Origin of the sequence: Amycolatopsis sp. NBC_00345, assembly GCF_036116635.1 — a bacterium.
Taxonomy (GTDB): domain Bacteria; phylum Actinomycetota; class Actinomycetes; order Mycobacteriales; family Pseudonocardiaceae; genus Amycolatopsis.
Genome location: NZ_CP107995.1, coordinates 1943263 through 1957425 on the forward strand (window position 1 = coordinate 1943263; position 14163 = coordinate 1957425).

Here is a 14163-nt window from a genome sequence, read left to right on the forward strand (position 1 = left end):
CGGGGTGGCCGGTCAGCCGCCGAACCGCTTCACGTAGTCGTCGACGATCGGCCGCTCCGGGCTGATGATGTCCCCGGGCAGCTGGTCCAGCTCGAAGAAGCGGTGGCCGGAGATCTCCGTCCCGTCCACCCGCACCGCGGTGCCGGCGACGGACGCGGTGAACGCGGCGGTGACGTTGTGCACCTCGTCCCCGTTCGGATAGCGGTAGTAGTACTCCGGTCCCGAGTAGACGCCGAAGAGCTGGAGCTCGTCCACCACGAGCCCGGTCTCCTCCCGCACCTCGCGCCGTCCGGCGTCCTCAAAGGACTCACCCGGGTCCAGGAAGCCGCCGGGCAGCCCCCAGTCGCCGGTGTCCACCCGCGCCAGCAACAACAGCCGGCCCCGCTCGTCGACGATCAGCACCGAGGTGCCGGGCAGGATGAGCGGCCGGGTGCCGACCAGGGTGCGCAACTCGGCGATGTAGTTCATCGGTCACTCCAGCGGGAACAGTAGGCCGGACAGGGCGAATGGTGGCTACCTCGACTCTAACTTGTACAGGCATGATTGACCGCGCTGGACAAGTCGATGCCCGGGACGCGCCGCCGGGCACTAGCCTGGGCGTATGGCCATCAAGGACGAACAGGGGCGGCCGTCGCTGTACCGGCGGATCGCCGACGATCTCAAGGCGGAGATCAGCGCGGGCACCTACTCGGCCGGGGACGCGCTGCCGTCGGAGAGCGAGCTCGCGCAGCGCTACGACGCGTCGCGCGGCACGATCCGGCAGGCGTTCGCCGCGTTGCGGACCGACGGGATCATCTCCTCACGGCGCGGCGCGCGGCGGGTGGTCCAGGGTGGACCGCGGCTGCAGGATTTCGCCGCGCTGCTCAGCTTTTCCCGCTGGGGCCGGGCGATCGGCGAAGAGCCGAGCGGTCGCGTCGTCAGCCTGGATCGCCGCGGAGCCACCGAGGGCGAGCGCGACCACCTCAACCTGCCCGACGGGGCTTACATCTACCACCTCACCCGCGTCCGCCTGCTCGACGACCGGCCGGTGATGGTCGAACGCACCGCCTACCCCGACCGGATCGGCGCGCTGGTCGCCGGGATGGACCCCGACCGCGAGTCCATCACCGAACGGCTCGCGGAGCTCGGCACGACCTTCGCCGACGCGGAGCACACGATCGACGCCGTGCGCGCCACGGCCGACGACGCCCGCCTGCTCGGCGCCCGGCCGGGCATCCCGCTGCTGCGCGAACGCCGCCGCACCACCGATCCGTCCGGCGTCCCGCTGGAGTGGTCCGAGGACCGTTACCTCGGCGACCAGGTCGCGTTCACCGTGCGCAACTCGGCGGACCGCAACACGTTGTCACGGTGGCACTCCGCGCCCGGGTCCGCCTGAGTCGGCCTCGTCACACGAGGGGACGACAACGGGTGCGGTCTGCGATAGTCTGAACATGTACAGCCAAGTTTGTACATGAAAGGACAAGTCATGACGACCACTGGTGCGCAAGCCGGCGGGGCCACCGCACGGGCGTTCCCGCCGATCTGGCTCCGGGACAACTGCCCGTGCGAGCGGTGCCGCGACCCCCGCAACGGCCAGAAACTGTTCGGCATCGGCGACCTCCCGGCCGACCTCACCGTTCGCGACACCACCGTGTCGGCCGATGCCGTCACCGTCACCTTCGGCCCCGACGGGCACCGCGGTGCCTTCTCCCGCGCCTGGCTCGAAGCGCAGGCCTCCCCCTCGAACGGCGATGGGCGCACCGAGGCCGCCAAACAGCTGTGGTCGGCCCGCGACCTCGACGGCCGCCTGCCGGCCGCGGATTGGGCCGCCTATCGCGACGATCCCGCCGAGCGGGCGCGGGTCCTTCGGGCCGTGCGCGACCTCGGATTCGCCCTGCTGCACGGCACCCCGACCGGGGAAGAGACCGTGCTGGCCATCGCCAGGACGTTCGGGTTTCCGCGCGAGACCAACTACGGCACGCTCTTCGACGTCCGCGTCGAACCGAACCCCAGCAACCTCGCCTTCACCGGGATGCGCATCGCGCCCCACACCGACAACCCCTACCGCGACCCGGTGCCGACACTGCAGCTGCTGCACTGCCTGACCAACGCGGCCGAGGGCGGCGACTCCGGCCTGCTCGACGGCTTCACCGCCGCTTCCCTGCTGCGGGCCGAGGACGCCGAGGCCTTCCGGGTCCTCACCACCACCCTCGTGCCGTTCGCCTGGTCCGACGCGAGCACCAGCCTCCGGGCCGACCGCCCCCTGATCGACGTCGACCCCGGCGGCCACATCCGCGAGGTCCGCTTCAACAACCGGTCCATGCAGGCCCTGCGCCTGGCCCCGGCCGCCACCACCGCGTTCTATGCCGCCTACCGGCGCTTCGCCGAGATCATCGCCCGGCCCGAACTGCTGCTGACCTTCCGCCTCGACCCCGGCGACTGCGTCATCTTCGACAACACCCGGCTGTTGCACGCGCGCACCGCGTTCGCCGAAACCGGCTCCCGGCACCTGCAAGGCTGCTACGCCGACCTCGACGCCCTCACCAGCGCCCTGCGCACCCTGGAGGAGACCGCGTGACCACCACGACGAACCCCGTCGACCTGATCGCCGACCTCTTCGCCGGCCCCGGCACCGAGGACTACCTCGGCGAGGCCGTCACCCAAGCCGAGCACATGCTCCAAGCCGGCGCACTGGCCGAAGCCGCCGGAGCGCCCGACACCCTCGTCGCCGCGGCTCTGCTGCACGACGTCGGCCACTTCCACGGCACCGTGACCGGTCACGACCTGATGGCCGGCACCGACAACCGCCACAGCGACAGCGGCGCCACCTGGCTCGGCCAATGGTTCGGCCCCGCCGTCACCGAACCCATCCGGCTGCACGTCGCCGCGAAACGTTATCTCTGCGCCGTCGAACCCGCGTACCACGCCCAGCTCTCACCCGCCTCGGTCTACACGCTCAGTGTCCAAGGTGGACCGATGACCCCTGCGCAAGTACGCGAATTCGAAGCGGAACCCCATTTCGCCGCCGCCGTCGCTCTCCGTCGCTGGGACGACGAAGCCAAGGACCCCACCATGAAGATCCCCGGCTTCGACCACTTCCGCCCGCTCCTGGACCGGCTCAACGGACGGCCTGATCCACAAGACTAGGGTTCCCGCGTGACCGAACCCTCCGTCCTGCACGACACCAAGGCCGCCTACGACTCCGTCGCGACCCGCTACGCCGAGCTTTTCAGCAATATCCTCGAAACCCTGCCGATGGAACGGGCGATGCTGGCCGCGTTCGCCGAACTCGTGCAGGCCCACGGCGCCGGGCCGGTCGCCGACCTCGGATGCGGCCCCGGACACGTGACCGCGCACCTGCACGCGCTCGGGCTGACCGCGTTCGGCATCGACCTGTCGTCGGAGATGGTCGCCCTGGCCCGCCAGGCCCATCCGGACCTGCGGTTCGACGAGGGGTCGATGACCGCCCTGGACCTCGCCGACGGAGGCCTCGGCGGCATTCTCGCGTTCTACTCCTTCATCCACACACCACCGCACCTGCTTCCGGTCGTGTTCGCCGAGTTCCACCGCGTGCTGGCGCCGGGCGGCCACCTGATGCTCGGCTTCTTCGCCGGTGACGATCCGCTGCCGCAGGAGTTCGACCACAAGGTCACGCTCGCCTATCGGTGGTCGCCGGACAGCCTCGTGGAACTGTTGCGCCAGGCCGGTTTCGTCGAGGTCGCCCGGTTGCTGCGCGAGCCGCACGAAAACGAGCGGCAGTTCCAGCAGGGCCAGCTGCTGGTTCGCAAGCCCCCGTCGCTCAGCTAGGCGATGTCCGGCGAGGTTGCCCCGAGCGGGTGATCCACGCCGGTCCGAACGGTCGGCGGCGGGGTGCCCGCTAGGGTCGGCCCGGTGTGGAGCGGGGCAGGGCGGGCACCGGATCCCCGGCCTCCCCGCGGGCGAGAGCCACGGGTGATCATCGGGCCCAGCGAGCGGGAACTCAACCGGGTGCTGGCCGGGTACGCGGTGCGGGTCCGGTCGGCGGTGATCGTGCCGTGCGCCGGGCTCGGCGTCGTGATGACCCCGGACTGGCGTACCGGCGGGCTGGCCGCGATCGCCGTCGGCTGGTGTGTCCTCCAGCTGTTCTGGCTGCGGAAACCGCCGCCGGGCCCGGTACCGGTGGCGATCGTGCACGCGGTGGTCGTGCTGGGCCTCGGGCTGAGCCAGTGGTGGACCGGGGCGCAGCCGGTGGAGAGCTGGCTGTTCGCGCTGGCGGCGGCGACCTCCGGCACCACGCAGTTCGAATGGTGTGCCCGGCCGGTCGCGGCCGCGGCCCTGTCCGCGACGACGATCGGCGGCTACGTCGCCGGGACCGCGGCCACCGGGGTGGACTGGGGCCTGGTCCTGCGGCTGGTGGTCGAAGCCGTGCTCGCCCGGCTCGGCTACCTGTTCCTGCGGCGGGCGGCGCGGGTGGTGGACCGGGCGAGCGAACGCGCGGCAGCCACCCGGCAGGCGGTCTCGGTCGCCGAGGCCCGACGCTCCGCGGAACGCGAGTACCTGGCGACGTTGCACGACACGGCGTCGGCGACGCTGATGATGGCCGCGGCGGGTGAGCACAGTCCGTCCTGGCTGCCGGAGCGCGCGGCCCGGGACCTGGCGGGACTCGCCGCGGCGCCGGAGCCGCTGCCCGGCGAGACCGATCTGGCCGTGCTGCTCGGACCGGTGGCCGACCAGGCCGCGGTCACCGTCACCGCGGACGTCCGCGGCCCGCTGGTCCTGCCCGCGGTGCCCGCGCGCGCCATCGTGCACGGTGTCCGCGAGGCGCTGACCAACGTGCAGCGGCACGCCGGGGTCGACGAGGCGGAACTGGCCGCCCGGCGGGACGGAAACGACCGGATCGTGGTCGAGGTCCGCGACCGCGGCCGGGGTTTCCCGCCCGGCGGCGCCGGACCGCACCGCCGCGGCGTGTCCGGGTCGATCGTGGGCCGGATGGCCGAGTCCGGCGGCCGCGCGGTCGTCGAGTCCCGGCCCGCCGCGGGCACGACCGTGCGCTGGGTGTGGCCGGATGGCTGAGCGAGCGTCCGCGGAACGGCTGCTGGGCGGGGCCAGGGCCACCGTCCTGCTGATCGCGGTGACCGTGCAGGTCTGCCTCTGCACGCTGCAGCTGCTCGGCAACCGGGCGCGTTACCACCCGTGGTGGCCGGAGCCGGCCGCGTACGGCGGGCTCCTCCTGGTCGCCGCGGGATGCGGCTACTTCCTGGCCCGCGGCCGGGCGGTGCCCCGGTGGGCGTCCCGGGCCGGCGTGGTGCTCACCTTCGGCGCGTCCGTGCTGGCCACTCTGCCGGTGGCCCCCGCGGACTACCTGAGCCCGGAGCACTGGACCTTCGGGCTGATCGGCTGGTACGCGCTGGCGCTGCTGTTCGACCGCCCGCCCCGGGTGCTGGGCGGTTTCCTCGGCGTGCACGTCGTGCTGACCGCGTCGACGCTGGTCCTGGCCGGGGGCGTGGCCGCGGGCCGGCTGGCGCCCATGGCGATCACCGCGATCTCGACGCTCGGCTTCCAGCTCGCGGTCGGCCTCGCGGCCGGGCTGATCCGGCGGATCGCGGCGCGGGCCGGGGAAGCGGCCGAGGCGCGGGAGCGGGCGAGCACCGCGGAGACCATCGCCGAGCGGATCCACCAGGACCACCGGGAGCGGTACGACGCGCTGCTCGGCACCACCGTGCCGTTGCTGCGCGGTCTCGCCGACGGTTCGCTCGACCCCGCGGACGAGGACGTGACCCGCCGGTGCGCGACGGAGGCCGCGCGCATGCGCCGGCTGTTCGCCGAGGGCGACGACGTGCCGGACCGGTTGATCCACGAGCTGGCCGCGGTCATCGACGCGGCCGAGCGCAACGGGGTTTCGGTCCAGCTGGCCGTCCGGGGCGAGCCCGGCGCGTCGGCCGAGCTGCCGAAAGAGGTGCGCCGGGAGCTGATCGACCCGGTCGCGGCGGTGCTCGCCTCGTCCGGCTCCGCGGTGCGGGTGACCGTCGTGCGCACTCCCGAACGGGTCCGGGTCAGCGCGCTCGGCGACGTGCCCGCGATGCCGGAGGTCCCTGAACCGATGCAGGTGCGGGTTTATAGACTGGCCACCGCATCGGGAACGTGGGTGGAGGCAGTGTGGCAGCCGGCGAACTGATCACGGCCGCCGTCGTGGACGATCACCCGGCCATCCGGGCCGGGGTGGAGTACTGGTACGCCACCGCCGATCCGCCGATCCGGGTGCTCGCCTCGGGCGCCACCGCCGCGGCGGCCTGGACGCCGCCGGGCGACGCCGCGCAGGTGGTCGTGCTCGACCTGCAGCTGCCCGGCCGGGAAGCGCCCGCCTACGGGGAGCTGCGGCGGCTGGTGGACGCCGGGCGCCAGGTGATCGTCTACACCATGCGCGAGGACGAGAACACCGCGCTGACCTGTCTCGACGTCGGCGCCTTCACCTTCCTCACCAAGGCCGAGGGCAAGGACCACCTCGTCGCGGCCACGGTCGCGGCCGCCCACGACCTGCCCTACACCCCGCCCGCGCTGGCCGGCGCGTTCGGCGCGAACCGGCGTTCGGACCGGCCCCGGCTCTCCGACCGCGAGGAGAGCGTGCTGATCGAATGGTTCCAGTGCGAGTCGAAGGAGCTTGTCGCGGCGAAGCTGGGCATCACCCCGCGCACCGTCAACACCTACCTGGACCGGGTGCGGATCAAGTACGCCAACGTCGGCCGCCGCGCGCGGACCAAGGCGGCGCTGGTCGCGCGGGCGATCCAGGACGGCCTCGTGCAGGTCGACGACCTCTGACCGGCGGTTGTGGGTGGAACGACCGGCACCGCGCGGCGCGCCCGTGCCCTACATTCGGCTGCACTGGGGGTCCGGCCGGCCCCGTCGTCCGCGGGGTGGGGACGTGGTCCGGCCGGGCGAAGCGAACCACGGAGCGGGGGAGCCCTCCGCGTGCGCCCGGGTTGAGGGTCCCGGGTGGGCGCGGGACGGAGTGCGATACCTGGTGCCGGCCGGGGACAGTCGGGGGACAGCCGGCCGGCACCAGGAGGCCGGTCGGGCCGGCGGGCGAAACCGGCGGCCCGGCGCGGGGGCGGCGATGACCGGCCCGTGGCCGCGGTGCCTGCTGGTGACGGAGACGATCTGGGAGGCCGCGCGGGCCCAGCTCGCCGACGGGCGCACCCGGGGCAATGCCGGCGGGCAGCCGCGCTGGGTGCTCACCGACCTCGACGATGCCGACTTCAACGGCGTTTACGACCCGGTGCTGCCCTCCGCCGAAGCGGACCGCGGCGCGGTGCTGGACCGGGTGATGGCGCCGTTCGAGGCGGCCGGGCGGCCGATGGCCTGGCACCTCGACCTCGCCCGGACCCGGCCGTGGCTGCCGTCGGCGCTCCGGGCCCGCGGACTGCGTTACTACGAGACCGAGCCGGGTTTGCTCGCCGATCCGATCCCGGACTTCGAAAGCTCCACAGTGGACGGACTGGCGATCGTCCCGCTGCCCGCCACCGAAGACGCCCTGCGCACCTGGGCCGAGGTGTACTGCGGGGAAGAGGGCACCGGGCAAGTCCAGCGCCTCACGCGGCTGCGCCTGGCCCGTGCCGCGGCGGAGGAGCAGCCGACCACGCACCTGCTCGGGTTCGCCGACGGCCGGCCGGTCTGCTGCGCCGCGGTCTTCCCTGGCACGCGGGCCGCGCTGGTGGAGCGCGTGGTGACCGCGGAAGCGTGGCGGGGCCGCGGTTACGGCACCGCGATCACCCGCGCGGCGATGGACGTCGCCCTTGGGCGCGGCTGCACCCGGGCGGTGCTCACGTCTTCGCCGGACGGGCAGAGGATCTACGAGCGGCTGGGCTTCCGGACGGAGTGCCGGGTGACCCGTTACCTCTGGCAGCCTTAGAGACACCGAAGAAGACCTTGCCGCGCTTCGTCTTCTGGCCGGTCATCCGCGTTCGCTCGCCGCGCGCGGGCCCGAGCCGAAGAACAGCTCGGAGATGTCCGGCCGGGCCAGGAGATTCGCGGCGGGCTCGGCGAGCAGCACCCGTCCGCTCTCCATCACGACCCCGTCCGAGGCCAGCCGCAGTCCGAAGCGGACGTTCTGCTCGACCATCAGCACCGTGACCCCGAGCTCCCGCAGTAGCAAGGTGGTGTCGAAGACGGTCTCGCACGTCTTCGGGTCGAGGCCGAGCGTCGGCTCGTCGAGGAGGACGACGCGGGGCTCGGTCACCAGCGCCCGCGCGAACTCGACGATCCGCCGCTGGCCGCCGGACAGCTCGGATGCCTTGTCCCGCGCCCGTTCCCCGAGGATGGGGAAGGCTTCGCCGAGTTCGGCGAGGCGACGGCGGAGACGCGTTTTGTCGCGCCGGATCGGGTAACCGCCGAGGAGCATGTTGTCCCGCACCGACAACCGGCCGAACAGCCCGCCCTGCTGGGGCACCTGGACGACCCCGGCCTCGATGACGGCCGCGGGGGAAAGCCCGCTCAGCACCCGGTCGCCCAGGCGGACGCGGCCTTCGCGCGGGGGAAGCAGCCCGCTGACCGTGCGCAGGACCGTCGACTTGCCCGCGCCGTTCGGGCCGACGACGCAGGTGATGCTGCCCGGCCGGACCTCGAGGTCGACGCCGCGGAGGACGTCGCCGCCGCCGTATCCCGCGTACACCGATTCCAGCCGGATCATCGTCCGGATCCCGTCGTGTCCGCCGCCAGGACGAAATCGTCGCCCAGGTAGGCCTCCAGCACCGCGTGGTCCGCGCTGACCTCGGCGGGCGGGCCGGCGGCGATGACCCGGCCGCGCGCCAGCACCACGGCCTGGTCGGCGAGCGAAAGCACGAACTGCATGTCGTGTTCGACGATCACGAACGTCCTCCCCGAAGCGTTCAGCGCGCGGATCAGGCCGGACAGGCGGCGCAGGAGCGTCGGGTTGATGCCCGCCGCCGGTTCGTCCAGCAGGATGACGTCGGGGTCGAGCATCAGCACCTGGGCCAGCTCGACGAGCTTGCGCTGCCCGTAGGACAGGTCGGTGGCCTTCGCGCCGGCGTAGTCGCGCAGGCCGACGAACTCGAGCAGCTCCAGCGCCCGCGCCGCCTCCGGGCCCGAGATCGCGCTGCGGGCGAGGCGCCGGAGCTTGAACTCGTCGCAGGCGGCGGCCACGTTCTCCAGCACCGTCAGCCCGCCGAACAGGCGCGGCAGCTGGTAAGTACGGCCCAGGCCGCGGAACGCGCGCTGCGGCCGGCTTGCCCGCGTGATCGGCGTGCCGCCCAGTTCGACGGTGCCCGAGGTGGCCGCGTACGTCCCGTCGATCACGTTGAACAGCGTGGTCTTCCCCGACCCGTTGGGGCCGATCAACGCGGTCGTGGAGTCCCGCGGGACGGCCAGCGTGACTCGGTCCAACGCGGTCAAGCCGCCGAAGCGCACGGTCACGCCGGAGACCCGGAGGGCCTCGGCCGTGCTCGTCGCCGGGCGCCGCCGCGGTGGGGCTTCAGGGATCGGCGTGTCTTCGAGGCGGGCGCCGGTACGGCCGGTTTCCCCGCGGCGGCGGGCGAGCCGGTCTCGCACGGTCGGCAGGATGCCGCGGGGGAGCAGCAGGGTCACCGCGAGGACGAGCCCGCCGAACAGGACGAGCCGGATCGCCCCGGCGTCGGCGCCGCCCAAGGTCGTGTTGGTCACCTCGGTCAGCGGCACCACGAGGAAGGCACCCAGCACCGGGCCCCAGACCGTGCCGCGCCCGCCGAGGAGCGCGGCCAGCACGACCTGCATGCTGAGCACGACGTCGAACATCGTGTTCACCGAAAGGGAGCTGACGTAGTAGCCGTACACCGCGCCGGCGACGCCGACCAGCGCCGCGCTCGCGACGAAGGCGAGTCCTTTGTAGACCGAGGTGACGACGCCGATGCCGGCCGCCTTGTCCTCGTCGTCCTTGATGGCCAGCAGGCCGAGGCCGAGCTTCGACCGCCGGATGGCGACGGTCAGCCCCACGCTGAGCAGGACGAGCGCGAACAGCGCGTAGTAGAACGGCCAGTTGTAGAACCGGATGTCCCACGTGGGCAGCGGCATCGGGAGGCCCTGGCTGCCGCCGGTGACCGACGACCAGTTCCGGGTGAGCAGGCCGAGCAGCTCCAGCACCGCGAAGCTGACGATCACGAACGCCGGCCCGCGGGTGCGGCGGGTGACCAGGCCGAGGACCACGGCCACCAGCGCCGCGGCCACACCGCCGAGCGGCGCCACGGCGAACGGCGAGACGTCCCATCGGGTGGCGAGGATGCCGCCGGTGTAGGCGCCCACCCCGACGAACATCCCGTGGCCGAGGCTGATGTACCCGGTCAGCCCGGCCATGATGTTCCAGCCGGACGCGACGACGGCGACCAGGAAGGTCAGGATGAGGACGTTCTGCACGTAGGTGTCCGGCGTCAGCAGCGGGACGAGCGCGGTGAGCAGGATCGCGGCCGCGAGCAGCAGCTTGCGGATCCGTTCCGTCCGGTGGGTCATGCCAGTGCTCCGTCCGCGCGCCCGCGCCCGCCCAGCAGGCCCTGCGGCCGGACCAGGAGCAGCGCGACGATCAGCAGGTAGGGGACCGTTGTCGCCCATCGGGTGTCCACATAGGACGAAGTCAGTGCCTCGCTCACCCCGAGGATCGCCGCGCCGAGGGCCGCGCCCGCGAAACTGCCGAGGCCGCCGAGGATCACGACGCACAGCACGCGGCCGATCCAGACGTAGTGCGAGTCCGGGACGAACTGGTAGAGCACCGAGAGCGCGGCGCCGGCGAACCCGGTCGTCGCGACGCCGATGGCGAACATCCGCGCCATCGTGCGTTCGACGTCGATGCCCACGAGCGCGGCGCTGTCGCGGTCCGCTGAGCACGCGCGGATCGCCCGGCCGACGAACGTCCCGCGCAGGAGGCCGTACAGGCCGAGGAGGAGCACGACCGCGCCACCACAGGCGTACAGCTGGGCGGTCGGCACCACCAGTTCGCCGAGGTGGAAGGAACTGTTGAAATAGGACGGTGTCGCCGCTTTCGCGTCGGTGCCCCAGACCAGCGCCATGACCCCGCCGAGGGCGGTCGCCACGCCGAACGAGGCGACCAGGGTCAGCTCGTGGTCGATCCGCTGGACCCTGGCGACGACGCCGCGGTAGAGCAGCCACCCGAAGCCGTACATCACCGGGCCGACCAGTACACCGGCGAGCAGCGGGTCGAGGCCGGTGCGCTGCCACACCCACCAGGTGAGGAACGCGGCCAGCACGATCGTCGAGGTGTGGGCGAGGTTGAGCACCTTCATCACCCCGAAGACCAGGGTGAACCCCGAGGACATCAGCGCGTAGACGCCGCCGGCCAGCAGGCCGAGGACGACCGTTTGGACGAGGAGGATCACGGGAAGCCTTTCGGTCAGCGCCAGCCGGGCTTGCTGAGGACGGGTTGCGCGGTCGCGGCCGCCGCGGGCGCGACGATCCTGATGGCCCCGCCCTGGAACTGGCCCAGCAGCAGCTCGCCCTGCGGGCGGCCGGTCCCGTCCCAGCGCAGCTCGCCCGAGATCGTCGGCACGGCGTTGCCGTGCAGCCAGGTCGCCATCGCGTCCTGGTCGAGGTGACCCACGGCCTTGACCGCAGCGGCGAGCACCTGGCCTGCGGTGTAGGAGTTCGCGGCGTCCTCGCTCGGCGGCGACCCGTACTTGCGGGTGTAGCCGTCCACGAACGCCTTGTTCCCGGGGAAGCCGGCTTCGGTGCTGTAGGCGATCGGGGTGAGGATGCCCTCGGTGTTGGCCGGGCCGACGGTCTGCGGGTACGACGGCTCGGTGGGTGAGTTCTCCTGGTAGAGCATCTTCGGGGAGAACCCGATCTTCTGGAACGCGCGCACGAGGGCGGAGCCGTCGCCCGCCACGGCCCCGCTGATCACCAGGTCCGGCGCGGCCTGCTTGATCGAGTTGGCGATCGTGTCGAAGGAGTTCGTGTCCGGCGAGTACGTCTGGTCGTAGACGGTCCGGACGCCGAGCGCGGCCAGCCGGGTCTTGAAGATCCCGGCGGCCTGGGTGGTGTTGGGGTCGTCGACCTGGACCAGCGCGAGGGTCTTCGGCCGCTCGGCCGCCGGCATCTTTTCGATCAGGCTGACGAACTGGTTCGGCAGCCGCTGCGTCGTGGCGGGCTGCGCGAAGAACAGGTGGGTGAAGTTCCGTTCGAAGATCTCGTCGGCGCCCCCGGAGGGCTGGACGTAGAGGTACCGGAACCGTTCGGCGACCGGGGCGACCGCGAGGTTGAGGTCGGACGAGAAGGTGCCCAGCAGCAGGTCGACCTTGTCCTGGGAGATGAGCCGGTTGTAGTCGGAGATGGCGGTCTGCTGGTCGAAGTTGTCGTCGAGGACCTTCAGCTGGACCTGCCGGCCGAGCAGCCCGCCCGCGGCGTTGACCTCGTCGGCCCAGTACTGGTAACCCTGCCGGCCGGGCTTGGACCGGTCGGCGACCGGCCCGGTCAGCGGCAGGGACATGCCGATGACGAGCGGGCCGGTGGACGGGGCTTGACCGGAAAGGCCGCACGCGGACGTGAGCAGAACGGTGGCGGCCGCGGCCACGCCGGACCATCGAAGGAACCCGAGGCGCCGGGGAACTTTTCCTGCCATCACGGACTCCTCCTGAGCGACATCGGCCATGGCGGGAACTCAACTCGACATTAAGTTGGTTGACAAGTAAACTTGAGTGACGCTTTCGGTCAACCGCCGTAAATGGATGTGACGCATGCTCGACGTCGAGAAGCTCCTCGCATTACGTGCGGTGGCCGCGCACGGGACCATCGCGGCTGCGGCCCGCGAGCTGGGCTACACCCGGTCAGCGGTGTCTCAGCAGCTTTCGGCGCTGGAGCGGGCGGCGGGCACGTCCCTGTTGCTGCGCAGCGGAAACAGCGTCACCGTCACGCCGGTCGGACGGTCCCTGCTGGAGCACACCGAGCGGATCCTCGTCGAATTGCGGGCGGCCGAGGCGGCGTTGCAGCGCAGTGACGGCGAGATCGCCGGCGAACTGCGGGTCGGGGTGCCGTTCCGCGAGGGGCCGCCGCTGATGAGCAGCGCGCTCACCGACGTCCGGCAGCAGCACCCGAAGCTGCAGCTGACGCTGGCCGCGACCACCGACAGCACGGGGGCCGAGGAGGTCCGGCGGGGGACGCTGGACCTGGTGATGGTCTCCCGGTTCGGGCCCGCGCCCGGGCCGGCCGAGCCGGGCCTGCGGCAGTGCGTGCTCAGCCGCGACCCGCTCCGGCTGTGCGTGTCCCGGCGGCACCGGCTGGCGGCCGAGCCGTACTGCCGGGTGGCCGACCTCGGCGCCGAATCGTGGGTGATCAGCCCGATGTCCCCGCTGGGGCGGCTCACCCTCGGCCTCTGCTCGAGCGCCGGCTTCCAGCCGGTGGTCGCGGCGACGGTGCACGACGTCGCCGCCGCGCTGGGCCTCGTCGAAGCGGACTGGGGGATCACGATCGCCCCCGAGCTGACCCCGTCCAGCGACGGGCTCCGGCGGATCGCGCTCCGGGACGTGGACGCGATGCGGCACAGCGTGCTGCTGATGCGGGACGGCGACGAGGAGTCGCCGTCGATCGCTGCGGTGCTGGCCGCGGTGCGGAGTGCGGTCAGCCGGGTTGCGCTGCAGGCGCTTGTTTCCTAGTACTCCAGTGTCCTAGTACTCCAGTGTCCTGAACGGACTCAGTACGGGACGCCCGCGTCCACGTCGTCCTCGATGCGCTTCGCCAGCCGGACCAGCACGGTCAGCTCCTCCGCCGTCGCGCGGTCCAGGAGGTGGCGCCGGACGGCCGCGGCGTGCACCGGCGCCACGGCCTCGATCACGGCGCGCCCTTCCTCGGTGATGGAAACGGCCACCTGCCGTGACTCGGGGTCGGGGGCGCGGGCCACCAGCCCGCGGTCCGCCATCCGGGCCAGCTGGTGCGACAGGCGGCTCTTCGACCAGAACATGGCCGACGCGAGCTCCTGCTGCAGCATGCGGCCGTCGCCGACCTCGGCCAGGTGCAGGAGGACGCTGTGGTCGGCCGGTGAAAGGTATGAGACTTCGCGCATGTCGGCCGAAACCCGGAACCTGAGCAGGTCCGAAAGTCCGAGCAGCGAGCGCCAGACGTGGGTCTCGTCGGCGGTGAGTCCAGCGGGAGCGGCCATGGAGCCACGTTACCTGCCGCTGCCCTCGCCGCGGCGAGGTGTCAGCACCGCTAACGGTGGCG

Annotated in this window: 15 protein-coding genes; 9 read left to right on the top strand and 6 right to left on the bottom strand. The window is 72.4% G+C overall.

The window, feature by feature from the left end; all coding sequences use genetic code 11:
* Positions 1 to 12: 12 nt before the first annotated feature.
* Complete coding sequence (locus OG943_RS08610) at positions 13 to 468, bottom strand: NUDIX hydrolase (RefSeq protein WP_328609170.1); 456 nt, start codon at positions 466 to 468, stop codon at positions 13 to 15.
* Positions 469 to 601: 133 nt separating this feature from the next.
* Between OG943_RS08610 and OG943_RS08615 the strand changes: the two genes are divergently transcribed.
* The 8 genes from OG943_RS08615 (at position 602) to OG943_RS08650 (ending at position 7864) form a co-directional block, all read left to right on the top strand.
* Positions 602 to 1375 carry a GntR family transcriptional regulator gene (locus OG943_RS08615; RefSeq protein WP_328609171.1) on the top strand — a complete coding sequence of 258 codons (774 nt, stop codon included), beginning with the start codon at positions 602 to 604 and terminating at the stop codon, positions 1373 to 1375.
* A gap of 90 nt (positions 1376 to 1465) precedes the next feature.
* Positions 1466 to 2557 carry a 2-trimethylaminoethylphosphonate dioxygenase gene (gene tmpA / locus OG943_RS08620; protein ID WP_328609172.1) on the top strand — a complete coding sequence of 364 codons (1092 nt, stop codon included), beginning with the start codon at positions 1466 to 1468 and terminating at the stop codon, positions 2555 to 2557.
* Complete coding sequence (locus OG943_RS08625; RefSeq protein WP_328609173.1) at positions 2554 to 3126, top strand: phosphonate degradation HD-domain oxygenase; 573 nt, start codon at positions 2554 to 2556, stop codon at positions 3124 to 3126. The genes tmpA and OG943_RS08625 overlap by 4 nt, the downstream gene beginning before the upstream one ends.
* Positions 3127 to 3135: 9 nt before the next feature.
* Positions 3136 to 3786, top strand: a complete 651-nt coding sequence (locus tag OG943_RS08630) for a class I SAM-dependent DNA methyltransferase (RefSeq protein ID WP_328609174.1) — start codon at positions 3136 to 3138, stop codon at positions 3784 to 3786.
* A 144-nt stretch (positions 3787 to 3930) separates the two neighbouring features.
* Positions 3931 to 5031 (top strand): sensor histidine kinase, encoded by a 1101-nt coding sequence (locus OG943_RS08635; protein WP_328609175.1) that lies wholly within the window; start codon positions 3931 to 3933, stop codon positions 5029 to 5031.
* Positions 5024 to 6133, top strand: a complete 1110-nt coding sequence (locus tag OG943_RS08640) for a hypothetical protein (RefSeq protein ID WP_328609176.1) — start codon at positions 5024 to 5026, stop codon at positions 6131 to 6133. Before OG943_RS08635 ends, OG943_RS08640 begins: the two co-directional genes overlap by 8 nt.
* Positions 6115 to 6774, top strand: coding sequence for a response regulator (locus tag OG943_RS08645; RefSeq protein ID WP_328609177.1), 660 nt, complete (start codon positions 6115 to 6117; stop codon positions 6772 to 6774). Before OG943_RS08640 ends, OG943_RS08645 begins: the two co-directional genes overlap by 19 nt.
* A 295-nt stretch (positions 6775 to 7069) precedes the next feature.
* Entirely contained in the window at positions 7070 to 7864 is a 795-nt protein-coding gene (locus OG943_RS08650) for a GNAT family N-acetyltransferase (protein ID WP_328609178.1), read from the top strand.
* A gap of 42 nt (positions 7865 to 7906) precedes the next feature.
* Here the strand turns inward: OG943_RS08650 and OG943_RS08655 are convergent, their stop codons facing one another.
* The 4 genes from OG943_RS08655 to OG943_RS08670 are packed head-to-tail and all read right to left on the bottom strand — an operon-like array spanning position 7907 to position 12568.
* Positions 7907 to 8641: an ABC transporter ATP-binding protein gene (locus OG943_RS08655; protein ID WP_328609179.1), complete on the bottom strand. Its 735-nt coding sequence runs from the start codon at positions 8639 to 8641 to the stop codon at positions 7907 to 7909.
* Positions 8638 to 10449, bottom strand: a complete 1812-nt coding sequence (locus OG943_RS08660; RefSeq protein WP_328609180.1) for a branched-chain amino acid ABC transporter ATP-binding protein/permease — start codon at positions 10447 to 10449, stop codon at positions 8638 to 8640. Before OG943_RS08660 ends, OG943_RS08655 begins: the two co-directional genes overlap by 4 nt.
* Entirely contained in the window at positions 10446 to 11330 is an 885-nt protein-coding gene (locus tag OG943_RS08665; protein ID WP_328609181.1) for a branched-chain amino acid ABC transporter permease, read from the bottom strand. Before OG943_RS08665 ends, OG943_RS08660 begins: the two co-directional genes overlap by 4 nt.
* A gap of 14 nt (positions 11331 to 11344) precedes the next feature.
* Complete coding sequence (locus OG943_RS08670; protein WP_328609182.1) at positions 11345 to 12568, bottom strand: amino acid ABC transporter substrate-binding protein; 1224 nt, start codon at positions 12566 to 12568, stop codon at positions 11345 to 11347.
* Between the two features lie 115 nt (positions 12569 to 12683).
* Here OG943_RS08670 and OG943_RS08675 point away from each other — a divergent pair, with 115 nt between their 5' ends.
* A complete protein-coding gene (locus tag OG943_RS08675; RefSeq protein ID WP_328609183.1) occupies positions 12684 to 13598 on the top strand; it encodes a LysR family transcriptional regulator in 915 nt (304 codons plus the stop codon).
* Between the two features lie 38 nt (positions 13599 to 13636).
* On the opposite strand, the gene OG943_RS08680 is transcribed toward OG943_RS08675, so the two are convergent.
* Positions 13637 to 14101 carry a MarR family winged helix-turn-helix transcriptional regulator gene (locus OG943_RS08680; protein WP_328609184.1) on the bottom strand — a complete coding sequence of 155 codons (465 nt, stop codon included), beginning with the start codon at positions 14099 to 14101 and terminating at the stop codon, positions 13637 to 13639.
* Positions 14102 to 14163 lie beyond the last annotated feature (62 nt).